This window comes from Bradyrhizobium sp. 2S1 (assembly GCF_011516625.5).
Taxonomy (GTDB): Bacteria; Pseudomonadota; Alphaproteobacteria; order Rhizobiales; family Xanthobacteraceae; genus Bradyrhizobium; species Bradyrhizobium septentrionale.
This window is the reverse complement of sequence record NZ_CP147717.1, coordinates 7,719,788-7,742,391: the sequence shown is the minus strand read 5'-3', so window position 1 is coordinate 7,742,391 and position 22,604 is coordinate 7,719,788. Positions and strand designations below refer to the sequence as shown.

At 63.7% G+C, this 22,604-nt stretch carries 25 protein-coding genes and 2 pseudogenes; 7 read left to right on the top strand and 20 right to left on the bottom strand.

Features of this window, described 5'->3' with window-relative positions:
- Nucleotides 1-332: 332 nt before the first annotated feature.
- The 3 genes and pseudogenes from tnpC to tnpA form a co-directional block, all read right to left on the bottom strand.
- Nucleotides 333-1,947 (bottom strand): annotated as a pseudogene (tnpC, locus tag HAP54_RS36590) (IS66 family transposase).
- Between the two features lie 45 nt (nt 1,948-1,992).
- A complete protein-coding gene (gene tnpB, locus HAP54_RS36585; RefSeq protein ID WP_028182053.1) occupies nt 1,993-2,340 on the bottom strand; it encodes an IS66 family insertion sequence element accessory protein TnpB in 348 nt (115 codons plus the stop codon).
- Entirely contained in the window at nt 2,337-2,735 is a 399-nt protein-coding gene (gene tnpA / locus HAP54_RS36580; RefSeq protein ID WP_166294114.1) for an IS66-like element accessory protein TnpA, read from the bottom strand. Before tnpA ends, tnpB begins: the two co-directional genes overlap by 4 nt.
- A 144-nt stretch (nt 2,736-2,879) precedes the next feature.
- On the opposite strand from tnpA, the pseudogene HAP54_RS36575 reads away from it, so the two are divergent.
- The 6 genes and pseudogenes from HAP54_RS36575 to HAP54_RS36550 all read left to right on the top strand — a co-directional run bounded on the left by HAP54_RS36575 (nt 2,880) and on the right by HAP54_RS36550 (nt 5,710).
- Nucleotides 2,880-3,326: pseudogene (locus tag HAP54_RS36575) on the top strand (hypothetical protein).
- Nucleotides 3,323-3,460: a hypothetical protein gene (locus tag HAP54_RS36570; RefSeq protein WP_224741616.1), complete on the top strand. Its 138-nt coding sequence runs from the start codon at nt 3,323-3,325 to the stop codon at nt 3,458-3,460. The pseudogene HAP54_RS36575 and the gene HAP54_RS36570 overlap by 4 nt, the downstream one beginning before the upstream one ends.
- Nucleotides 3,451-3,780: a hypothetical protein gene (locus tag HAP54_RS36565; protein ID WP_224741617.1), complete on the top strand. Its 330-nt coding sequence runs from the start codon at nt 3,451-3,453 to the stop codon at nt 3,778-3,780. Before HAP54_RS36570 ends, HAP54_RS36565 begins: the two co-directional genes overlap by 10 nt.
- Nucleotides 3,777-4,040, top strand: coding sequence for a hypothetical protein (locus tag HAP54_RS36560; protein WP_166295352.1), 264 nt, complete (start codon nt 3,777-3,779; stop codon nt 4,038-4,040). The genes HAP54_RS36565 and HAP54_RS36560 overlap by 4 nt, the downstream gene beginning before the upstream one ends.
- A gap of 469 nt (nt 4,041-4,509) precedes the next feature.
- The gene (locus HAP54_RS36555) at nt 4,510-4,839 is read left to right on the top strand and encodes a hypothetical protein (protein ID WP_176422122.1); all 330 of its coding nucleotides are present in this window, start codon (nt 4,510-4,512) and stop codon (nt 4,837-4,839) included.
- Nucleotides 4,840-4,852: 13 nt separating this feature from the next.
- Complete coding sequence (locus HAP54_RS36550) at nt 4,853-5,710, top strand: hypothetical protein (RefSeq protein WP_166295348.1); 858 nt, start codon at nt 4,853-4,855, stop codon at nt 5,708-5,710.
- Nucleotides 5,711-5,895: 185 nt separating this feature from the next.
- Here the strand turns inward: HAP54_RS36550 and HAP54_RS36545 are convergent, their stop codons facing one another.
- From HAP54_RS36545 to HAP54_RS36495, 11 genes are all read right to left on the bottom strand, one after another.
- A complete protein-coding gene (locus HAP54_RS36545; RefSeq protein ID WP_166295346.1) occupies nt 5,896-6,294 on the bottom strand; it encodes a hypothetical protein in 399 nt (132 codons plus the stop codon).
- Nucleotides 6,294-6,695 carry a DUF1515 domain-containing protein gene (locus tag HAP54_RS36540; protein WP_166295344.1) on the bottom strand — a complete coding sequence of 134 codons (402 nt, stop codon included), beginning with the start codon at nt 6,693-6,695 and terminating at the stop codon, nt 6,294-6,296. Before HAP54_RS36540 ends, HAP54_RS36545 begins: the two co-directional genes overlap by 1 nt.
- Complete coding sequence (locus HAP54_RS36535) at nt 6,692-6,955, bottom strand: hypothetical protein (protein ID WP_166295342.1); 264 nt, start codon at nt 6,953-6,955, stop codon at nt 6,692-6,694. Before HAP54_RS36535 ends, HAP54_RS36540 begins: the two co-directional genes overlap by 4 nt.
- A gap of 49 nt (nt 6,956-7,004) precedes the next feature.
- Nucleotides 7,005-7,394, bottom strand: coding sequence for a hypothetical protein (locus HAP54_RS36530; RefSeq protein WP_166295340.1), 390 nt, complete (start codon nt 7,392-7,394; stop codon nt 7,005-7,007).
- A gap of 21 nt (nt 7,395-7,415) precedes the next feature.
- Nucleotides 7,416-8,639 carry a peptidoglycan-binding protein gene (locus HAP54_RS36525; RefSeq protein ID WP_224741619.1) on the bottom strand — a complete coding sequence of 408 codons (1,224 nt, stop codon included), beginning with the start codon at nt 8,637-8,639 and terminating at the stop codon, nt 7,416-7,418.
- 406 nt (nt 8,640-9,045) lie between these two features.
- Nucleotides 9,046-9,537: a septal ring lytic transglycosylase RlpA family protein gene (locus tag HAP54_RS36520; protein WP_029085012.1), complete on the bottom strand. Its 492-nt coding sequence runs from the start codon at nt 9,535-9,537 to the stop codon at nt 9,046-9,048.
- 307 nt (nt 9,538-9,844) lie between these two features.
- Nucleotides 9,845-10,267, bottom strand: a complete 423-nt coding sequence (locus HAP54_RS36515; RefSeq protein WP_166204860.1) for a hypothetical protein — start codon at nt 10,265-10,267, stop codon at nt 9,845-9,847.
- Complete coding sequence (locus HAP54_RS36510; RefSeq protein WP_224741620.1) at nt 10,264-12,207, bottom strand: pyocin knob domain-containing protein; 1,944 nt, start codon at nt 12,205-12,207, stop codon at nt 10,264-10,266. Before HAP54_RS36510 ends, HAP54_RS36515 begins: the two co-directional genes overlap by 4 nt.
- A gap of 25 nt (nt 12,208-12,232) precedes the next feature.
- Nucleotides 12,233-16,006, bottom strand: a complete 3,774-nt coding sequence (locus HAP54_RS36505; protein ID WP_166295338.1) for a host specificity factor TipJ family phage tail protein — start codon at nt 16,004-16,006, stop codon at nt 12,233-12,235.
- A gap of 133 nt (nt 16,007-16,139) precedes the next feature.
- A complete protein-coding gene (locus HAP54_RS36500) occupies nt 16,140-16,397 on the bottom strand; it encodes a hypothetical protein (RefSeq protein WP_166295336.1) in 258 nt (85 codons plus the stop codon).
- Nucleotides 16,390-16,824 (bottom strand): hypothetical protein, encoded by a 435-nt coding sequence (locus HAP54_RS36495; protein WP_166295334.1) that lies wholly within the window; start codon nt 16,822-16,824, stop codon nt 16,390-16,392. The genes HAP54_RS36500 and HAP54_RS36495 overlap by 8 nt, the downstream gene beginning before the upstream one ends.
- A gap of 335 nt (nt 16,825-17,159) precedes the next feature.
- Between HAP54_RS36495 and HAP54_RS36490 the strand changes: the two genes are divergently transcribed.
- The gene (locus HAP54_RS36490) at nt 17,160-17,330 is read left to right on the top strand and encodes a hypothetical protein (protein WP_312022789.1); all 171 of its coding nucleotides are present in this window, start codon (nt 17,160-17,162) and stop codon (nt 17,328-17,330) included.
- 7 nt (nt 17,331-17,337) lie between these two features.
- Here HAP54_RS36490 and HAP54_RS36485 read toward each other — a convergent pair whose 3' ends face one another.
- The 6 genes from HAP54_RS36485 to HAP54_RS36460 form a co-directional block, all read right to left on the bottom strand.
- Complete coding sequence (locus HAP54_RS36485; RefSeq protein ID WP_166295330.1) at nt 17,338-17,862, bottom strand: DUF1833 family protein; 525 nt, start codon at nt 17,860-17,862, stop codon at nt 17,338-17,340.
- 2 nt (nt 17,863-17,864) lie between these two features.
- Nucleotides 17,865-18,236: a hypothetical protein gene (locus HAP54_RS36480; protein ID WP_166295328.1), complete on the bottom strand. Its 372-nt coding sequence runs from the start codon at nt 18,234-18,236 to the stop codon at nt 17,865-17,867.
- Nucleotides 18,237-18,239: 3 nt separating this feature from the next.
- The gene (locus tag HAP54_RS36475; RefSeq protein WP_166295326.1) at nt 18,240-20,456 is read right to left on the bottom strand and encodes a hypothetical protein; all 2,217 of its coding nucleotides are present in this window, start codon (nt 20,454-20,456) and stop codon (nt 18,240-18,242) included.
- A complete protein-coding gene (locus HAP54_RS36470; RefSeq protein WP_166295324.1) occupies nt 20,456-20,818 on the bottom strand; it encodes a phage tail assembly chaperone in 363 nt (120 codons plus the stop codon). Before HAP54_RS36470 ends, HAP54_RS36475 begins: the two co-directional genes overlap by 1 nt.
- Entirely contained in the window at nt 20,815-21,276 is a 462-nt protein-coding gene (locus HAP54_RS36465; RefSeq protein ID WP_166295042.1) for a hypothetical protein, read from the bottom strand. Before HAP54_RS36465 ends, HAP54_RS36470 begins: the two co-directional genes overlap by 4 nt.
- 108 nt (nt 21,277-21,384) lie before the next feature.
- Nucleotides 21,385-22,602 (bottom strand): phage tail tube protein, encoded by a 1,218-nt coding sequence (locus HAP54_RS36460; protein WP_166295322.1) that lies wholly within the window; start codon nt 22,600-22,602, stop codon nt 21,385-21,387.
- Nucleotides 22,603-22,604: the final 2 nt, after the last annotated feature.

The window sequence follows — 22,604 nt, the reverse complement described above, 5'->3', positions numbered from 1 at the left end:
ATTGCGATCTCGCCGTAGATGCAGTCAACGACGTTGGACGACTTCGAAACCTCGTCACCAACGATCCGTTCGATGACCCAGCTAGGACCATTGACGCTACGAAAGCCGCCGACATCGCGGCATTGTCGAGCGAAATTCGAGCTCGGATAGATCAGCAGTTTCATCAGATCTATGGCTGAGGCCCTTCTTGCGTCCCGCGACCCGGTTGCGCGGCGACAATCCCGGTTATTGACCAATCACTAGCCGGTTCAATGCGTACGCATACGACGAAGGCCGCCTGATTGACGCATGCGCGTGGGCGTGGCGATCTGTAAGATAGCGTTGGGTGAAGGTCAGGCGGCCTGCTGATCGGTGGGGTTGTTGGCTTGCCGCAGGAGCTTCCATTCCCAGGGCAGCAGTTCGCGCAGACGCGAAGTGGGAAGATCGGCGATCCGGGCGAGGACGTCGGCGAGCCAGGCTTTGGGCGCGGTCGGCGCCGCGCAGGCTGCCGGCGAAGGTCCAGTTGCGCCTGCCCAACGCGATGCCGCGCAACGCTCTTTCAGCGGCATTATTGCTGAGGCAGATCCTGCCATCATCGAGGAAGCGGGAGAAGTCGTCCCAGCGCCTGAGCATGTAGTTCATGGGCTTCAGGACCTCGGAGGAGCGCGACAGGGCTTCTCGCTCGCGGAGCAGCCAGTCGTGCAAGTCATCGAGAAGCGGCTTGCTCCTCTCCTGGCGTACGGCACGCCGCTCGTCGGCATTGCGGCCGTTGATGGCGCGCTCGATCTCGAACAGAGCGTCAAGACGCCTGACCGCCTCCAGCGCGATCGGGGAGACCGGTTTGCCCTTGCGGCCTTCCCTGGCCGTTTTCTCGATGTCGGCCAGCTCGAAGAATCCCCGCCGCGCATGGGCCAGGCAAAATGCGGGCGTGATCGGCATCGCTTTTCTTTTCGGATCGAACAACGGCTCGAAGCCGCTATAGCAATCCGCCTGCAAGATACCGGCGAAGGCGGCCAGATGCTTCTGGGGATGTTCGCCCCGTCGGTCGCTCGAGGCGTAATAGACCGCCGCCGGCGGCGCAGGCCCGGCGAACGGCTGGTCATCCCGCACATACGTCCAGATCCGCCCAGTCGTGCACTTGCCCTTCGCCAGGATGCGGATGGTGGTGTCGTCGCCATGTAGGCGCTCGGCCGCGAGCACATGGTGCTCGATCAGCTGGAACAGCGGCATAACGGCGAAGGTTCCGTGGCCGACCTGGTCGGCCAGCGTCGACAGCGGCAGATCGATCCTCTCGGCCTTAAAGCGCACGCTCTGACGGTTGAGCGGGATATGCATGCCGAACTTGTCGAACAGGATTGTCGCCAGCAGTTGCGGACCGATGAAGCCACGCGGTGTGGCATGGAACGGCGCGGGCGGCTGGCTGATCTTCTCACAATCGCGGCAGGTGAACTTTTCCCGCACCGTCTCGATCAGCTTGAACCGGCGCGGGATCTCCTCCAACGTCTCGGTCACATCCTCGCCCAGCTTCGCCAGGCGCGATCCGCCGCAGCAGGCGCAGCTCGTTGGCGCCTCAATGACGACCCGCTCGCGTTCGATGTCGTCCGGCCAAGGCTTGCGCACCGGCCGCTTGCGCGTGAAGGCCCGAACGTTCTGTACCTTTGCAGCCGCGGCACGCGCGGCGAGCTCATCCTCACTCGCCATGGTGATGAGTTCTTCGAGCTCCAATTCCAATTGCTCGATCAGCCGCGCCGTGCGCTCGGACCGCGGCCCGTACAGTTCGCGTTTGAGCTTCTCGATCCGCAGTTCGAGATGTGCGATCAACGCTTCGTTGTCCGACAGCTCCGCCCGCGCGCTGGCGGCATCCGCGACTGCGATATCGCGCTCAACTTGCAACGCCTTGCGCTCGGCCAGCAGCGCCATGTAGGCGCTCGCAAGATCCGCAGGAAGATCGTCTGGCTTCGAGCTCATGAAGCCATTGAATCAGATCGAGCAGCAGATTCAAACCCAAAACGGTTATCCGACCCGCGTCGGACGCTGGGTTTCTTGCGGGGTGCGCCAATCGATTCCGGACAACAGATAACTCAACTGCGCCGGCGAGATCGTTACCGTTTCACCGCCAACCGATGGCCAGATGAACCTTCCTCGCTCGAGTCTTTTGGTAAAAAGGCATGCTCCTTGGCCGTCGTGCCAGATCAGCTTCACAAGATCGCTGCGGCGACCGCGGAAGACAAACAAATGACCGCTGAGCGGGTCTTTGTGCAGCACCTCCTGCACTTGGAGCGCCAACGACGGAAAGCCTCGGCGCATGTCCGTGTAGCCTGTCGCGAGCCACACTCGCGCGCCCGTCGGAACCGGGATCATCGGCGGACCAAAGCATCGAGAACGCGACGTAGCGCATCTCCATCAACGTCGCCATCGACCCGGATGCGGTGCCCGCTACCAAGATCAATCTCGATGATGCCCTGGCTCTTGCGTCGACGCGCCGTTGGCGTCAACGCCGCTTCGGCCACCTCCCGCGGTAGCGCAGACGGCCCAATCTCGACCGGAACAAACGGCGCTATGCTCGCTTCGCCGTGCCTGCAAAGCTCCTTACGCCACCTGAACAGCTGGCTCACATGAAGCCCGGCCACGCGAGCCACCTCGGAAACATTGGCGCCGGGCTCGAGCGACGCTGCGACGAGCCGTTCCTTCTCATCCTGCGACCACCGGCGCCGCCGCTCGACCGTTGTGATCACCTCCGCCCTCGAAATCGTCATAGCGCTTCTCCTAGGATTACCCCTAGGACCTGCAGCGCTCGCGCCCATCAAACAAGGCGGCCCTTAGCGGAGGAATACTTCAATGCATCGGGCCAACGAGCATTAGCGGCTTCCCCGGCGCCGGAATCGGCGCGATCATGGGGCATGGCTCCGAAGCACCACCCCATGCCCCTCTCCGGCGGCGACCGCAAGGCGCTGACCAAGGAGCTGGCGACCCGCCCGGGCGGTGACGACAATCCTTGCCACGCGATCGGCCGAGAAGCGCACTGCCGGCGAAGCGCTGATCCGGGAGGCCGACGACCTCCTCTGCCAGAGCTGGAACGAAAGATGTGGGCCGACGGCGGACCGGTCGACCCGTCGCCCTCGATCGACCAGGCCATCAACGCCGGCTATCCGTGGCTCGAGATCAAGTGCTCCCGCTGCAAGACGCCGCGTGCCGTCGATCTGGCCGCCCTGCGCCACGTCCCGTCCACAATGGTGCACGATCTCGCCGGGCGCCGTCGGTGCGTGAAATGCAGCGCTGCGGGCAAGCGGCCAGCCGCCGAGCTGCGGCAGCTATGGCAGCGGCGTCCGGTCGGAGACGAGACATGACAGCGCTGTCGCGCCGGCGCGACGTCGAAGCGACCCGGGAGAAATGGGACATTAAATATGGCGACGTCCGCATTGGCTCGATCGGGCTACGCGCCGGCGTTCCAAACCACGTCGACCAGTGGGAGTGGAAATAGGCTTCTATCCCGGCTGCGACCGGTCGACAGGCGGCCCGGCCGGGACGTTCGACGAGGCACGCGCTGCGTTCGAGGCCGAATGGCAGCAGCTGCTGCCGACCCTGACAGAGGCGGACTTCCAGGCTTGGCGCCACCAGCGCGACTGGACCGCGCGCAAGCAGGCCATGTGGGCGCGCGGCGAGAAGCTGCCTTCTCAACAGCCGTCTTCGCTGATGCGCTGTCCCTGCGGCGCGACGTTTGATAGCCACCGTCCGGCTGAAAGCCAGATTCACACCCCGCACATTTATGCCGCGCAAAAGCGCGATGGAATCCGACGATGAAGATGAAGGAAGAACGCCGCTGGGCAGACCCCGAAGCAGCCGCCCGCAGGATCATGGATATCGCCCGGGCGTTTGAGCCGATCCAGGATGGCCGCATCTATATCGAGAAGATCAACTACCCGTTCATCGACAAGGATGGCGCGACGCCGGCCGAGTACGGCGCTGGCATTCAGTTTTGCCTCGACCGTCTCTGGTTGATGCGCCACGAGAGCGGAACCTATGTGAAGATCCTGCCCGCCGGAAACGACGCGTTCGCCTGATTCGACAACCGCGACTGCCGTACCTATCTTTCCGCCGGGCGGGGCGTGTGGAGTTGCGTATGCGTCAGTCGCAATGGACGCCGGCGATCGTCCCCGGCACCGATCAGACCGTCTACCTAGTCGCCGACGGAAGAGCCGACTCGCCAAGCTGCTGCGGCGCCGGCCGGAAGGCATCTTCGTTGCGCCCTTCGAGCTAGGGGAGATCGGCCCGGTCCTGTTCCGCGCGGCCTGCGACATGGGCCTCGAGGGCCTGGTCTCAAAGCACAGCGAGCGGCGCTACCGGCCGCGGACGTGTGACTGGATAAAGGTGAAGAACCGGGCGCATCCGGCGATGTACCGTGTCATGGATGCTTTGTCATGACCGAGACTTCCGCCTGCCCGGCGGGCAATGATCTGGCCGACGGGGCACTCTGCCCGGACTTTTCGCCGAGCCACCGGCAAAACGTTGGCAGCTTTTCCCAGTCGCGCGTTGCTGCAGTTCACAAACGAGATAGTCACCGTTTCCGTCAATCTGACAAATGACTTGGATTTGCCCAAAATGACCCTCATCGCGTCCATGAACGATTTTCCGCTCATGCTGTCCGATTTAGCTGCGAGCACCGACAAGCTTGAGCAACCAAGCGAAGTTCAATTGCCGACATTCGCGGAGGGAATCCAATTCACGCACAGAGGCCGCCAAATTGCCGGCCTCGTACAAAAGTCGATCCTGCTAGCGCCCGATCTCGCGTTAAGTTGGTCGGGCCGGCTAGATCAGGCGCGCGGCGTAGCCAAACGTCTGTTCGAGGATGCCCCGTTTTGAGAACGACGCCGCGGTGATCGAGTCGATCAAAAGCGCGCTCGCCGGTCGCACGGCCGATCTATCCATTTTCGTCGCCACAACGACGACGACGTTCTTCGCCACGTTTGGTCCGCAAACGCGTTGCCTCGTGCACGGCCACACCATGACACTTGCGGGAAGCGGGACGAAGCACTTTCAGCAAGTGTTGAACGAACTAAACGAGAAACATCGCGCAGAGGAGATGGAAGACGGGCAACGCTATATGACGATCGTTCAAGGTCTAGCCGGAGCAGCAGCAGTCGCGCTGGTTGCAGAGGCACAAAATATGGGGACACTCGAGGAACACTATGGTGGCGGATTCGAACTGATTTTGCGCGAGGAGGACGAGTCCGGAAAGTCAAAACTCCGCAAGGTACCGATGACTACGGTCTTTTGGCGAACCCGACGTGGTGCGAAAGGGATAGAACTGGGAATTTCGATGATCATTCAGCAGTTCTACTCTGGCGAGGATCTTTATTATCGAGCAATCCACCTAAATTCAGAGGTCCGGCCGGCCGGCTGCAAGCCCCGTCGTGGGGGCATCTACATTCCTTACCAAGACAGCCCCGGGCTCGTTCACAAGCTGATTAAGGTCGAGCCAATCATACGGATCGCGCCAGCGGACCCCGTACCCATCTTAGATGACAATACTCCCGAGCGGATTTACACGCACATCATACTGGAAAACGAAGAGCTCGCGACCGCAGCTTCAACCGCGGCCTGCGTGACGAACGTAACACCCGAAACACCAATGTATTTCGAAATAGAGCAGATGCAGCACGGAGTAGACCTAAGATACAGTCCTCTTTTTCTTGAGGATCTGAAATTGTCCGTAAAGTATCCTGATCTTTAGCCTCGCTCCTATATACAAGCCTACCCGACCGATCACCGCACCAGACTCCGATCGCAAGCCAGGCTGGCCAGGCCGATCGCCGCGATGCCGAGCGTCGACCAGGACCGCGACGATCGCGAACGCAATCGCCGCATTGTTGAAAACGCTCTGCAGCGCAGCGGCGTCGTAAGCGAAATCAATCGCGTTCATGGTGCCCCCGATGGATCGACGATGATGAAACCGGCGAGCGAACGCGCATGCAGGCGGGTCAGGCCACCGCCGGAGTTTGAATCGTGGACGAGCCAGATCTCGGCCTCGAGCTGCTCGACCAGGACGAAAACATGATGCCGGCGCACGGCCGCCATTCGCGGCGCCGGCCGAGCTCGCGGGAAAGCGAACCAGGCCGCCGCCAGGTTGAGCCGCGGAACGATGCGGCCGAACAGGTACAGGCTTGCGCCGCAGCCGCAGAACGCATGCGGACAGCCATGCGGCCGGTCGCCGAGCGTTTGCGGCGCAGGCCAGGCGCGCGCCAGGCGTGGCCGCGCCTCGGCCGCCGAACTCGCGACGATCAGCGCGAGCGCGGCGGCGACAACGATGCGAAGCATCAGCGCTTAAGATGGATGTCGACGAGGTTCGTAATGATCCAGACCACGCCGCCACTCAGGAACGCCCCGGCGCCCCAGATCCATTTCGTGACGTTGCGCACGCCCGTTGCTTGGACCGCGACGTTTTCGACCGCCTGGACAACCGGCTTCATTGCGGCGATGTCTTTGATCGCTGTCTCGACCTGCGCCCCCATCTTCACCATGTCGCCGCGCAGCCCGTCGACCTTTGTCGAGACGTCGGAACGGAGCGCCTCGACCTTTTGATGCAGATCGCGACGCCCGTTCGATGCGCTTTGCTCCTGCTGCTGCCACGTCGCCGTTAGCGTCTTGACCGTCGACTCGAGCCCGCCGATCGCGCGCGCCATCTCGCGCAACGCCGCCTGTGTCGCCTCGTCGCTCATTTCGCCTTCTTTCGCTTGAACAGGCCGAACTGAGGCGCCGGCTTTTCCGCCGGCGCAGTACTCTCGCATGCCACACCCTCGACGCGGCCGATCCCCTCGCGGACGTCCTGGTATTGGCAGACGGCGCGCCGCAGGCAGGCATTGACCTTTGCCAGTGCCGCGCGGTCGGTTTTCCAGAGCCGCTCGATGTCGCCGGCGTTGAGGTCGCGGTCCGGCGTATCGACTGGCGTCCGCTCGCATGCAGCAACGTCCGCAGGCATCGCCGGAATGTTCGGCGCGTCAGGAGGCGGAGCCTGCAGCCGCTCCTGGCTACCGAACACCGCGCACCCGGCGAGACATGTCGCGAGTAAAACACTTGTTAGCGTTAGCTGGCGTTGCATCGATTGCCCCCTGGTTAGACTTGATCTGCGCCTCGGCCTCCGCGTCGCGCTGTTGCAGGGCGTTGGCGAAAACGAGCTGGCGATCCTTTTCCTCTAGGCGCGCCTGCAATTGCGCATTCTGCTCGGCGACCTGCGCCGCCTCGCACTTGGCATCCGCCGAGCTAAAGCCGGCGTTGTAGAGATGCGCGCCGCCGGCGATTGCAGCGCCGCCGGCGAGCACGGCCAGGCTGCCGGCGAACAACGCGCCGGCGGCAAATGGCGAGAGGCTGACGCCGGCGAAGCCCGCCAGGCGCATGACGATTGCGACGATCCAGCTCATGCGTGTTTCCCCGCGCGATAATCAGCCAGGCGGCGCTGCTCGAGCGTGTCGGCCACAAACCAGACCAGGACGCCGACGCCGGCGACGACGACCAGGGCGGCGAGGCCGATCGCGATCGCCTGGACCGCGCCAGGCGTCAGGCCGAGGCCGCCGACCGCTTCCTTTGCCGCCGAGACCTGCGTCGCGCGATCGGTCACCCAGGCGAGCGCGCCGGCTGTGCCGAGGCCGCTCGAGCCGCCGAAGATCTTGCCGGCCCACCCCTTGGCCCGATCGGTCAGCGCGATCGTCTGCGAGCCCTCGTCGCGGATCCTCGACGGTCGCAGCCGCCCGCGTCTCGGCGACCTGGCGCGGCGCCTGCGGCTTGCCGAGCTCGGCGATCAGCTGGTCGTCGATTGCGGGCGTGAGCGGCAGGCCGCGCGCGTTGCGATAGGCCAGGACCATGCCCTCGGTCCGGCCCTGCGGCGATTGCTCGCCGTCGACCTGGCCGACGTCGTAATAGCCTAGCTCGCGCAGCCGCGCCTGGACATGCGCGACGACGTCCGGATCTACCGGCGCCGGCGTCGTCGCGAGCTTCGCATGCTCTTGCGGATGCGACGTCGCGAGGCCGTGCTCGAATAGCGCCGCCTCGTCGTCGCGGCGAATGCGCAGGCCCCTGCTGTCCGGCCAAAGCCGTTTCATCGAGCGGATCAGGCCAGGGATCTTGGCGAGCTCGCCGCTGCCGATCGCCGCCTTGATCTGGCGCATCTCGGTCCAGCGCGTGCCGGGCTTGTTGAACCCGCCGGCGTCGCGATTAAACGCGATCGAGAGGACGACGCCTTTGCAGTCCGGCGAGAGCTCGTCGAAGCCAGGCAGCAGCCGTCGGCAGATCGCGAGATAGCGCGGGATGTCATGGTTTGCGAAAACCTCGAGCGCGACGTCCCACGGGATATCGACGACACCGCGCAGCTGGCGCGCCAGCGCAGCCGCGGCCTGCCCCGTGACGCCGCAGCACTTCGCCAGTGCCTTGAGCATGGCATCCGGGATCTTGCCGGACCAATCGGCGAGGAACTGCTGGCGCGTCGCCTGGCCGACGTCATAGCCGCAGCCGATGGTCACGCCGGATTGTTCGCCGGGCCAGGTCGGCCAGCGCAGATGCTTTGAATACCAGGCTTCGCTGGTGACCTCGGCGGCGACGATCAAGTCGAAAGCCGCACGCGAGATCCCATGCAAATCGATAGCGCTCGCAGAAATGACTGCGTTGGTCATCGTGATAATCCTCTTGTGGAATGAAAGAGCGCGGCCCGGTCAGACCAGGGCGTTTGCGCGTATCAGCAGTTGGTCGCTGTCGGAGGGGCCGCGATCACCCGCTGCAACAGGCCGTAGATCGCTTGATCTGAGTAGCTGGGTCCGCCGGTCAACGGAGCGGATGGTCGACTTCGGTCAAAAGCCGACTTCGGTGGCCAATGCGCCGATGTTCGCTCAGGGGCACGAGGGACTTCGGACTGGTTCTCTACATTCAGAGCTGATGGCAACGAAAATTGCGCCCGCCTCGGCCGGCGCCTTGTCGCCAAAGTAGCATCGTCTCAAAGATGCAGTAGCGAGCAGGCCATCGAGGCGTTCCCACCGTCCAGGAGGGGCCGTGCTCTACCTATACCTCTTTCGCGAGCGATGTTCAGCCAACCGGTCCGGGGATCCAATAGTCGCCGGACAGCGGCCTAACTGTTACGCCATGAATCACCCCGAGCTGCAGGCTTGGATCGAAATAGCGCATAGTCTGCTCATTGAGGTCAATGACGCGACCAGGCGTTAGTGGCCCCACGTCATTTATCTTGACGATGACCTTCTTGCCTACAGCCTCAACGAGGGCATACTTCGGCCTCGCGCCATATTGGACCCCACCAAATTTCTGACGCAAGCTCGTCTTGATGGCAGCCGCCCAGACGGAGGGATCATAGCGCTCGCCGGAGGCTGTGTTCGGGCCGCCCTCCTGCGATCCGGGCCGGAACGGGTTGTACATTGATGCAGCGCCAACGATCGCATCCCCACAAGCATCATTGACGACGGCGCTAGAATGAACTGCTTCGATTTCACTTCGAGCAACGGTTACGGAAACGGCAAACGCGACTACGGCGCCGCAAGTTGCGGCGCTCGATCGAAACAGCATTCATAACTCCTTGACTGATTGTTTTCGATTGTTCGGTTCCCGATGCCGCAAAACATGGCCAAACGAACGCGGAGGCGTTCTCGAACTTGCGCCAATTTTTTGCGGATTCGTGCCGATCGTGGCGACGGAACCGATGAGGGAACCAGGGCGGCCCCCCGCACAGTGTTCTTAGTTCTCACCAACTAACGCAGAGATTGCGTCAGCAGCATGACTGAACGGAGCATTGGATAGGCCGATGCCCGCTAAGAAATACGACTTTGGTTGCGGGCGCGTGTCGATATCCGCGCAGGGGCCGCACGCCGCCCGGTTAGACCAGGGTGTTCGCGCGAATCAGCAGTTGGTCGACCTGCTCGTCGGAGAGGTCGACGACCGCGATCATGTGCTGCACCAGAGGATCAGCTCGCCGGATCTCGGTCGCGAGATCCCATTCCTCCTGGACGGCCGCATCCGCCGCGATCTCGGCCTTGACCGTGGCCCAATTGCCGAGCTCATCAAAGGCGCGTTTCAGGCCGAGCTTGGTGCAGGAATCCGGCGGAGGCGGAGGCGGCAGCGGATCAGCTGCCGGCGGCCCCGGCGGCGAGTACACGCCGCCGACCAGCGTGCCGCCGATCGCGTACTCTCCGCCCATGACGAGCGTGTGGCCGTCTGGCGGCGTGAACTCCGCAGGCTCGTCGTCGAACACAAGCGCGCTGACAATGCTTCCCTGCGCGTCGAGAATGTAACCGATCATTGTGCGAGAAACTCCCAGATGTTGATTAAGCCGGACGAGCCCGCGCCGCCGGCAATGTTGGACGCGGCCGACTGGTTGGAGAGACCGCCGCCGCCGCCGGCGCCGAACCCGGTTGCCGCGTTCCCGTTCGATTGATAGGCCGTTGCGTTGCCCATGATCCCGACGCCGCCGCTGCCATACGGGCTATCAGCACCCTTGCCCTTGCCGACGATGATGTTTGTCGTCGAGGCCATCTGCTGATAGTGGCCGTTGTCTCCCGTGTTTCCCGTAAAGCCATAATCGCCTGTCGTGATGGTGCCGCCGCCACCTGGCGCGCCAACCGAGCCGGTCGACATGGCGCCGCCTCCGAGACCGCCGGCAGCGACGACGAGCGATCCCAGGCTCGTCGGCGAACCCGTGCCGCCGGCGCCGGCGGAGTTGCCCGCTCCGCCGGCGCCGATCGCAACCGTCTGTGCGGCGCCGAGCTGCGCGGCTGTCAGCCATCGGAGCGACCTTCCGCCGGCGCCGCCGCCAGGCCCCGCGAGCACATAAGACGAATTCGGCGAAACGCCGCCGCCGGCGCCGCCCCCGCCGAGCGCTTCAACCAGTGCACCGATGATATTCGCGGACGAATTGTATGTGCCTGACGCCGTGAACCGCAGCAGGTTGAGCCGGCCGACCGCGCCGAGGTTTGTCCTGGCGGTAGCCTTGTTCGCCAGAGCGGCCAGGTTGTCGTCATGTGCAAGCAACAGGCGCCACGGATACCAGGTGCCGGCCTGCTGCACCCTGAAATAGGTTTGCGTATTGGTAGGCGTGCCGTTGAGGACAACTGCGCGCTGCTCGACATAACCTGCGAGACTATAGGCCAGCACTTCGAGGTACCACAGCGCGCCAGCGAACGGCGCGTTTGTGTTTGTCGTGTTGCTGACCTGATAGCTGCCGGTATTCGTAACGGCGTTGAAGTCCCAGCCTGGACCGCTCAAATCGATCACCTGGCGGATGCCGAGATTGAGGCGCGCCGTCGCAGGGTTTGCCACATCGGAGAGATTGTTCGCCGAGCTCAGATCGCCGGCGCCAGGCTGGCCGACGATGTTGAAATTCCAGCTCGCGATCGTGCCGGCGCCGTTGGTCTTGTCGACTGTGATCGTCAGCGTCGTGCCGGCATAGGTCGCGAGGCCCTCCATCCAATTCGACGGATTGGCCGTCGAGCTCGCACGAACACGCGCGCCGTTTTGGTAAGCCAAGCCGGCCTGCGTCGTGAACGCTTGCGCGCCCGTGCCGATCGTGAGCGACGTCGTCGATGTTCCGCCGTAGCCCGCCCCCTGAATGCCCTGCGGTCCCTGGTCGCCCTTGCTGGCGAGCAGCGCCCAATAGGTCGCGTTGGGCGGCGCGAGGCCCGACCCCGGCGCGAGGTTGATCCAGACGTAGGACGAGCCGCTGATCGTGGCGACATCCATCAGGTTGTAGGTTTTCGCGTTGTCGTAAGGCGCCGGCGAGCCGAGGCTTTTGTAAACGCCGAGGAAGGACCAGGCGCCGGCGTCTTTGATCCAGAGCTTTCCTGTCGACGCCTGGAATGCATATTGCCCGTCGTCGCCATAGGACGGATCAGGCACGGTCGCGCTGCTCGGAACGAAGATATAGAAGCCCTGCGTCTGGAATGCCGCGACAAGCGTCTGCACATCCTGCATCGCCCTGGCGCCGGCATAGCGCTGCGGCGATCGCCAGACGATCGTATAGGCGACGTTGACCTTGTTTCCGCCGGTCCAGGGCGTCCAGAGCGAGACCTGCTGCGCATCGATATCAATATCCTTGATCTCGATCCCGGCGCCGCCGTCGATAAAAATGATGTCGCCCCCGCGCGCGTTGGTCTCGGACCAGACCGCGCCGCCGCCGGCGGACACAACCGCCACGCCATTCGCGATCGAAACCGTGCCCGTGGAATAGCTCCCGAACGCCGTCATTTCACAATTTCCCTATGTCTTGAATTTAGCGACGCAGATCCTGGACGCGCAGCATGCCGCTGCCCTGCGGAGAGCCCATGGTCAGGCCGCCGCCGGCGTAATCGAGCGAGAACGTGTGGTTTCCACTCGAAAGCCCCTGGATCTCGGCGCACATCGTGAACACGGTTTGGATACCGCCCTGTGGAACGCCGAACTGCCACGTCCTCACTGTTGCGCCGTCAACCTTGAGATAGACCGTGGCATAGTTGAACGCGCCCGAGTTACTGACCGACATGCTGTCGGCGATCCACCAGAAGGTTGCCGTTCCGGATTTGACGTTGAGCGTCACCGATGGATTGTTCACGTTGCCGCCGATGATCGCGCCGCTGTAAGGCTGCGAAGCTTGCGCGGTCGCGGCGCCGGCGATCAGATTGGTGATGTCGACGCCATTGACCGCGAGCTGCACCGTGTTGATCGAGCCGGCGACGATCGACCGCGCGTTGAGCGTTCCGTCGAGGAACATATTCGCGCCGTTGAGGCCGACCGCGGCGACGCCGTTGATCGTGCCGACCGTCATCATCGGGATCGGCGCGCTGCCATTGTAGCCCGGCAGCTGGATCTGGAATTTGTCGGCGACAATGGTGAAGGTCGAGACGCCTGCGCCGCCATTAATCAGGCTAAAGCCGGTCGCGTAACCGTTGGTATTCAGCGTGACCGAGTATTGCGCGCCGATGCCGGCGACCGCCGTCGAGACACTGCTGACGGTCGAGAAGGACGTCCCGAATGTCGCGGCAACGTCGAGCTTGTATTGCGCCAGGCTGCCGTCTCGATCTGTGAACGATTTCACGACCGTCTGGACGCTGGAAAACCCCGGACCGAGCTCGGTCTGCACGGTATCGACGCGCACGCCGAGCGCGCTGTTGGCGTCGGTCAGCACCTGCGAAACGCTGCTAATTTCTGCAAAGGCCGCATCCGATCGCGACTGGATCTGCGAGCGCAGCTCCTGCTTGTCGAGCGGATTGCGAACCACGGCATCCGAGACGGCCGAGGCGAGCTGCTGAATCAGATTGTTGATCTCGTCAGCCTTGTAGTCCTGCAGCTGCGTGATGTTGTATTTGATCCCCGCAACCAGCGAATTCAGCGCGACGATGCCCGGCGAGATCTCGATCGTCGGCGCCTCGAGGTCGACGGCCGAATAAGGCCCGCGAACGGCGCCGACCGCCTGGACGCGCAGCCGCAGCGCCGCCAGCGTAACGACTGCATCAAATTTGTTATCGACGCCCTCGTAACACTGCGCCCATGACACGCCGCTGTCATAGGAGACCTCGGCAATGTAGTAGAGCGCGCCGGCGGCCGGGAACCAGCTCGCAGACAGTTTCGGCTCGGCCGTGCCCTGGCCGAACCTGGCGTTCAGCGCGACGATTAGCGGCACCTTGCCATTGGCAGGGAATTGCCAGCTAGGAAGGATTGGCGGCGAGCCGAGATCCGTCGCATGGACGCGCTCGTCATCGACGACCAGGTTAAGCGTGCATTTGTCGCCGCTGGGCGCGCCGCTCAGCACGACGCAGAGCCGCGACTGGCTCACGCCCGTACCGAGCTCAAATGACGGATCTTCGCCGCCGTCCTCGCGCGCCAGGACGGCCGCGAGCGTCGTCGCCTGCGCGGCCTCGGCCGCGGCCAGGCTCGCAGCGTCGAGCACCGCCAGCGACGAATCTCCGCCCTCGGAGCAAAGGACAGGCCCGAATGATTTGCCCGTCGGACGGCGCAGGCGCAGATAAAACGGCCCGCTGTCCCAGACCGGCGCCGGGTTGAGCGTCAGCGTGCGATCGGCGACCTCAGTAACTGCGCCGCCGTAACCATAGGCCATCGGCAGCTCAGACTGGACGCGCACGACCGAGCCGAACGTGATCGCCCTGCCCTCATATTCGGTCTGCAGCTGCACATTCTCGCGGCGATAGATCGATTGCAGATACAGGAAAGCGGCCTCCCGGAAGGCCTGGTCGCGGTTGACGATGCCATCGATCCGCTTGGTCTCGGCATAGGCCGAGGCAAAGGTCGGCCCCTCCGGCGGATACTGCACCCGCGCCGGCAGCCAGGTATTCTCGTCGACATATTCGATGACGACCGCGTCCGGATCTTCATCGCCGAGCATGGTGAACGTGACCTGCGTGGTATCGCGCGCGATCTCCCGATCGGTCAGCATCATGGTCGGCACGTCGCGCCATTCGTCGCGCACGACCGAGATCGTGTCGCCGAGCCAGAAATGCTTTGCACGCGCTGCGCCGAGGATCTTGTCAAAGGCATCCGGCACGGCGACGGCCGTCGTAAAGCGATAATCGAACGTGTCGCCGCGGCTATCGCAGCCGCCGGCGAAATTAACGATCGCGTTGAAATCACTCTTGGCGACCGAGACGCCGGAGCCGTATTGCGCATTGATCGCGGCGTCCAGGAAGGCCCATCCGGGATTGCGCGTCGCCTGCGTCACGAAGGCCGCGCCGTTCCAGACCGGCAGCTTGCGCGTGCCGAGGACGCCGAACTTATAGGCGCCCTGCGTCGACTGCGATGCCTTGAGGCGGATCGCGATCGTCGACACGTCGGCAAAGGAATTATTCCCCTTGAGGAACGAGCGCAGGCCAGCCCAGATCACAGCATTGGCGCCGCTGCTGCCGGAGAGCTCGGCGTCCTCGCGGCGAAAGCGCACCAGACAGCGACCTGCCGGCAGGTTGGTCTTGACGCTGTCGCGGATCGGAGACTGCGACGCATAGGAGCGCGTAATCGAGAACAGCGTCGAGAACGGTCCGGTCTGCGCGCCGGCGTCGTCGCAGGTCGCATATTCCGCCGTTACGCCGACCGTCGCATAGCCAATGTTGCCGTTGTCTTTGTTGTAGGTGAAGCAGCCGGCCGGAAAGACGAAATCGAGCGCGACGGCCTGCGCCTGCGTGCCGGCAGGGTTTGCAACGAACGGCCCCAGCCAGGCGCCCGGCGACACCGCCTCGCCGCCCATGTACGCGCCGCCGAAAAAGCCGCCGCCGGATGGCAGCTGCTGACCGGAGACCTCGGCCGACTGGTCGACGTTGGTCGGAAACAGCGTGACCGGCGCACCAGGCTCATAGAACGCGATCTCGGCGCCGGCGAATGTCGCCGACAGCCCGTTCACCGAATCCCAGAGGATGGTATCGTCGACATAGACTGCCTCATATTCCAAGCTGCCCATCGTCGGCGACAGCAGCACGTTGAGGTACTGGTCGTTGGCGACGAACTCGCTCCAGGGCGTCGCGGCGAAGTCTGGATAGTCCTTTAGGCGGCCATACCAGACCGGCAAGGGTTGGCCGAGCTTGGCGACGTTGCCCGTCGCCGCGACGGAATAGATCTGGTCCTGCGTCGAGGTCGGCGTATTGGTCGCGCCGGCTTTCGGCGCCACCAGGGCGTTGACCAGGAGCGAACCGGCGACGGTTATCGCCGCCGTGGTCGCGATCGCGGCGAACGAACCGGCCGTCAGACCGAGCAGCGCCGGCGCGCCGAACGCAAAGGCGCTGACGGCGACCAGCGCGAGCAGGCCGATCACCTGCTTTGCACCGCCTCCGCCGCCACTGCCGAGCGGTCGGGAAATGAAGCGAACGACGTCGGCCGAGCCGATGCGCCGGCGCCGCCAGTCCTCGCGCAGCACCGGCTCGCCGTTGATCGTGACAATGGTCGGTAGGTCGCCCTTGAACCGCCAGCCATACTGGCGATCGCGCCCGGCCCATCCGGCGCGGCGCAGGAATACCGAGATCGTCTCATTGGCGCGCGGTTCGGCGCGCGCGACCTCGAGGCCCGGCATCACCAGATGCAGGACAGGTTGGCGCGCGGCCTCGGCGCCGCCCCGGCGACGCCGGCGCGAGCTCGAGGGCGAGCTCGAGGGCGAGCTCGATCGAGCTCGAGACGACGGTTTCACAGATCCGTCCATGGGGCAGTCAGCCGGCTTTCACGGTCAGCGGCTGACCGAGCATATAGTTGACCTGGACCACCTGGACCGGCGCGGCCGGCTTGGTGAAGGCGAGCACGGCGCGCGCCCTGAAAACCTTGAATTGACCGTGATGCGACGCGGCGATCTCGGTCCCGGCGGCAGCCGCCAGGTCCTCGGTATCGAACACGCCGAAAACCCGCTGCAGGCCCTCGTCGCCTGTGACGTCGGTCCGCGCGACAAAATACAGCTCCGTGATATCAACCACCTGTTTCCCCCATCGGCTCAAAGAAGCGCAGCTTTTTCCAGCCCATCTGGCGCAGCGCGAGCGTGGTTTCGCAGGCGACGCCAGTCTTGCTGTCGCAATGGATGACGCGCTGTTCCGGCCGCAGCCAGACGCCGATATGAGCGGGAAAGCGCAGATGGGCCATCAGCACCAGGGCGCCGTCAGCGGCCATCACCAGCCCGCCGGGACCGTCTTCGACCTCGCTCCAGCGCGCCCGCTCCGGATGCGCCTCAAACTCGTCGAGCACCCAGCGCCGGCTGAATTCGGCCGGGACCGGGATCTGCGGCAGCTCGCGGCCGAACAGCTCGCGCTCGACATGGCAGGCGAAATCCCAGCAGTTGCGCGCTTGCCAGGCCCACGGCTCGCCAATTAACGGCGACAGGAGCGCCGAACGCGCGGGTTGGATCATTGTTCTCACTGATGATTTCTGTTCCGTCTCGGAGGCAGAAACTGCACTGGCCTACCGAGCCCTTCGGGGGTAGCCTCAACTTTTAACGCAGGAGTTGGTGTCCATGGGCAATGGCATACTTGGAAGCGTTTGCATCGTTCTTTTCGGGCTGAGCCCGCTCGCGATTATCGGCATCGCGATGTACCTGCTGTAGACCGCCACCTGGCCCCGCTCCACCGGGCCGGTAGATGGCCCCAGCAGCCAGCCTCCCATGCCCCCAAGGTTGCTGGGGCCGCTTACCGACAGGCTGCTCTAGCCGGCGTTCCCGTGGACAGGCATTTAATCCGATGAAGGAAATGGCGGCCTATTTGGAAAAGCTTCGGGTCGAAGAGGAGGAGTGCGAACTCATCAGTAAACTCGCAACCGATCAGAGGAAGAAAGTCTTGTTCGCCAAGCTGGCTGCCCATCACCGCTCGCTGGCAGACGAGGTCGAGCTCACAATGAAGAATTCTCAATCGGACGTTTAAAGCGCCTTCACGGCAGCAGGCTCGCGAACTGGACATAGTCGTAATTCTTGGTAATGCGCGGAAACCGCTTGTTCTGCAGGTTCTTGACCATGACTTCGCCGGTCAGCGAAGCGCCGACCATGACGACGTTGCGCAGCTCAAACTCGACCGGCCCATAGGCCGGCTCTGACAGATCCGGCGTGCAATACTCGCGATAGATGACCTGGATATATTCGCGCGCCCCCTGCGCCGTGCGGATCTTCGGCACCAGCTCGCGCGCGACGTTGTCGACCTTGATTTTTGTCGAAGGCGGCTTTCCTGCGCTCTGTTCCGGGTATCCGGCCTCGAGCGGACAGGCGATGAACTTCACGGTCTCGCCGGCGTTGCGCGCCGCACTGGCCTCGATCCCGAAAGCCATGTCATCGCCGACATTGGCGACGATGCGCGCCGGCACATCAAACGAGGATTGCCAGAGCTCGAGCGTGTAATAGGTACGCGAGCTCGGCGGACAGGAGGCGCAGGCCTCGAGCCAGGAGTCAGTAAACGTTGGCATGGCTAGACGTCGTAAACCCGCAAGGTCATGCGAACGTCGACCTGGCCGGGATTCGGCCAGCTCGCAACCAGGCTGCTGCCTGGCTTGACGAACTGGCAGACCTTGTTGACCAGTGACGTTCCGAGCCAAACATCGATTGTGAAACGAGCCGATCCGAGATTGAGCGTCGTCTTAACCCACTCGACGAAAGTATCATAGTCAGCCGTGTAGAAACGGACCGTCTGCGTCACAGTGCCGACATTGTCGCCAGGTCGCGGACGCTGGCGCACGTTGCCTTGCTCCATATCGGTCGCGATCGGATCTCGCGCGCGCTGCAGATTGAAACCGTCTTTGAGGATAACGGCGTTTGCGATCGGAAATGCCGGCAAGGCCATGGCTTATTGCCCCGTGAACGGTTTGACGCCGTACTGGTCGCCGAGCACGCGCCGGCCAGTGCCGGTCGACAGCGAGTCGCCGACCGCGCCGTCGACCATCTTGCGCAACGTCACCGTGATGTCGCCGTTCGGCGCCTGCTCGACGCTGGGCGTCCCATCCGTGTAATTGTTAATAGTGACCTGCGGCGAACGGCCGCCGCCGGCGCCGGCGGCAGCTCCGAGCGCAGCCATCTGGCCTGGCGTAAAGACGCCCTCGCCGCGCTGTGCGATGATCGGGACCTCGTTGCCGGCGATGCCGCCGCTATGAAAACGCTTCGCGTCGTCGAAATACGCCGAATGAATGTAACGCATCGACGTCGGCTCCGAGCCGATGATGCCGCCCGTGTGGTAGAGGCCGCCGAGGCCGCCCGTAAAGCCAGTCGACGACGCGCTGCCGGCGGACGCGCCGCCGATCGAAAACCCGCCGAGGCCGCCGGCTGCCGATTGCAGCGACCGCATCAGCGGCTCGACGATCGTGATCTTGATAATCATCTGCTCGATCGCGCGGATGATCTGGTTCGACATATCGGCAAAGCCCTGCCCGGCCGACTTTGCGCCCGTGCTGATATCGGCCAGGCCGTTGACCAGGTCGCTCTCGATCGCCCCCGAAATCCCCTTGAAGGCATTGTTGGTCCGGATCGCAGCGGCATACGTGCTGTCCAACGCTGCCGGAACGTCATTGCCATAGATCCCCTTGAGCTGCGTCGCGATCGCGACGTCGTCGGAGGACAGGAAAGCCGTCTTACTGCTGAAATCGATCTGCGAGCTCACCTTGGCCCGCGCCAGGGCGTCAGCAGCCGCCGCGGCGCGATCGCGCAGATCCGCGAACCGCGCCGCCTGGCCGGCGGTTTCCTTACCGCCGTTGGCCTGCACTGCCGAGGTCTCGGCGGCCGTCGCACGGAAGGCCGCGAGCGCGGCATCGCCGAGGCCGACTGCCCTGGTATCGGCCTCCTGCGTCTCGGTATGACGACGCAGCGTATTGATCGCGCGATCGACCGGATCATCCGCCGCGTCCTTCGATGCGACGTTAGACCGCGAACCGAACTGCAGGCCGTTCAGGCCTGCCTGCATCGACTTGAGCGATGCAGCCTGGTTCTGCCAGGCCCAATCGCTCTGCGCGTTGCTTGTGTCGGAGATCGAGGAGCCGGTCCCGGCGTACCACTTGATCTCATCAGGCGAGAGCGTCCTGATGTTGGCTAACGGCTGGTTGGCGGAAACGATGCCGAGCAGCTTAACCCAGCCGTCCCACAGCGAGCCGGCATTCGAGAGCTCGTCGACCGCCTGCTTTGCCTCCGGCGTGATATCGATCCTAAGCCCGACCGTTTGATCTGCGTTAGGACCGCCGACACTGTTGGACAAGGCGCTGAGCTGCTCGCTTGCGGCCTTCTCGATCGAGTCACGGTCGAGCGACTTGAAGAACTTGGCGGCCCGCTCGATCAGGTCATCCATGACTGGCAGCAGGCCTGCGGCAGCCTCTTTCATGTAGAGCGACCACTGGATCGAGCTCTTGCGCCACTGCGCATCGAAATCGGCCGCGCGCTTCACCGTCTCGTCGTCGATGACGACGCCGGCGGCCTGCGCCTGGTTGCCGAGATCCGCCATCGCGCCGGTGCCCTGTTGCAGCAGCGGCACCCATTCCTTGGCAAAGCCGAGCATTTGCGCGATCGCGGTCGCGTCCTGCGGATTGCGTGCGCGGCTGACCAGGTCGGCCGCGATCTGCAGCAGCTGGTTTTGGCTAATCAGCTGCCCGTTTGCGTTGCGCAGGCTGACGCCGTTCGCATCGAACTCTTTCGACAGCGAATTAGCATTGCGCTGCGCGTCATTGAGCAGCTGCGCGGACTTCTCTAGCCCGGCGTTGACCTGGCTTTCGGTCAGCCCTGCGATCTGGCCGCCGAACTGGACGCCCTGCAGATCCTTGAGCGACAGGCCGACGCGATCGGCAAGCGCCCCCATGTCGGCGAGCGACTTGTTAAAGCTGACGACATAATCCAGCGCCTTGTTGACCGTCGCCGCCGCAGCGACCGCACCGGCGCCGAGCGCGATCAGGCCGACGTTAAAATCCGTCGCCGCATCCGTGCCGCGTTGCGCGGCGCCGGCGGCACTGTCCATTGCCCGCTCGTAATCGGCCGCGCCTTGCGTATTCGCGTCGATAACGAGCTCGGTCACGACCTGGTCGGCCATCAATCCACCTGCAGTTTTGAGTAATCGACCAGATAGAGATCATCCAACATTTCGATGATCTCGAGCTCCCATGGAGCCAGGTCGGTTTGCGTCCGACGCAGGAAAGCGTCGATGTCTTGCCATTCCAGCGGCGACAGCGCGAAACCGTTGCCGCCCTTGCGCCGGCGGATCCGGTCATAGATGCGCCAGAGATAAAGCAGGCCCCGCGGTATCGGCGGGACCTTTAGGATCGCTTCCCGCTCGGCCCTGCGCTTTGGATCGCGCGTTCTAAGCAGGAGGCCCTCGAGGACCTGGCGATAGCTCTCGCCGGCGTCGCCGGCCCTCGAGGACAGCAGGAAACTGCGCTCGGCGTATGCCCTCAAGTCTGACTTGAGGGCCTCGTAAAAGCCCGCTCGCTCGTCAGGTACTCAGTGACCTGGACGAAGAAACTGCCGAGCTCCGGCCGCAGGAACAGATTGACCGCGCTCTCGAGCATGAACGGGATGGGATCTGGCGAAACCGTCGTGAACGTTGGATTCGGCGACCAGCCGACGATCCGGCGGCAAACCTTTGTTACGTTCTGCCGGCGCCGATCGGCGACCGTCTCATCCTCGGTTTTCCATTTGCGGCCGTTGACCTGCGCGAACTCGATCGCCTTCTCCTTCTCGATCGCGTCGCGGGTCGATTCATTGTTGAGCGCGATCGTCTGCGGATGCGCAGGTCCGGCGAGCTCGATCACCCAGCCGATCGGCGTATCCGTGCCAGGCTTGCGGATCTGCAGCTTGAACGTGTCGACGGGCAAATGCGCGGAGAGATCGAGGATTGCAGTTGATTCAGTCATGTCGGGTTGCCTTTTGTCGGAAAGGTTGGCCGCAGGGTCCGACAACCCTGCGGCCGGTTCTCGCGAGAACATTCCATCGGCCTATGGTCGGCGCCGATCACTCAAACGCTACGCTGCGGTAGTCTGGAACGAGATCATGCTGTTATTGCCGGTCGCCGAGGTATCGATGCCGACCAGCGCCGGCGGGACCGTGATCGTCTGCGTGCGACCGCCGCCCTGCTTGGAAAGCGCCGACGGATCGACGCCGCCGAGCGTGAAATTCGGCACCGTGATCGACATGAAGTCTTTCGGCTCGCTCATGTTGTCGACGGCCAGGATGTTGAGGGAATACTGCGTTTCGCTGACGAAATCGGCCAGCAGCTGCAGATCCTTGCGCAGCATGGTCAGGTTGAGCGAAACCCGCAGCGGCCCCGTGAACACGTCCGGCGCATACTTGATGTTGCCGGAGCCGAACGCATCCGGCGCGCTCGGCTGGATATCCAGCGACAGATCGAACGAGGTCAGCTCGACCAGGTCGACGCCGCCGAGCCGGATCGTCGCGTCGACGACGGCGAACGGCGTCCCGGCCGTCTCCGCCGGGTTGGTGAAGTATGCGGCCTCCAATGGCCGGATCTTGCCGGTCCCGATGCCGCCGGGATCGAACGTGATGATCCCGTTCGGTGCCATCGAGAATTTGCCCGTGCCCCAGACGAAATCGTCGAGGACGGTCGCCTTGCCGATGTCGCTCTCGAATTCCTCGATCCCGAAATAGCGCCGGACCAGCGCGGCCGGGTTGACCAGGCGCTTGCCTGGCCGCGTGATCGTGCAATTCGTATCCGGCGCTGCATTGGCGATCAGCGTCTCCGGCACCGTGATCTTGTTCGCGGAGAGCGCGGAGATCCGCAGATTGCGAGCATTGTTGCCGGCGTCCGGCAGATTGGTGGCGCGGATGATATCGCCGACCTTAAAGCCCATGTCGATCGGCGAGCCGTTGGCGAAAACGATGCCGTCCGCGGCCGTCGTCAATGACGTGAAATCGGCCTGCGTCTTGCTAAGGGGCGCCGCATCCCAAGTGCCGCGCATGATCGCCTCGAGGATCGCGTCATGCGAGCCGAGCCACATTTCAGCGTTGTAGCTCGACGAGGTTTTCTGCGTGCCGTGACGGCCGCGGATCGACATGCCGTCGTTGCGGATCGTCTGCGATTCCGTGGCAGCTTTCGACAGCTTGGCACCTGGACCGCCGGAGATCGGCAGCACAGTAGCGCCGGCGCCGCCCGCGGCGATCTGGCCGAGGCCAGCCTGCGCCTTGTAGGCGACGCGGCCGGCGGAATTGCTTTGATAGACCATGC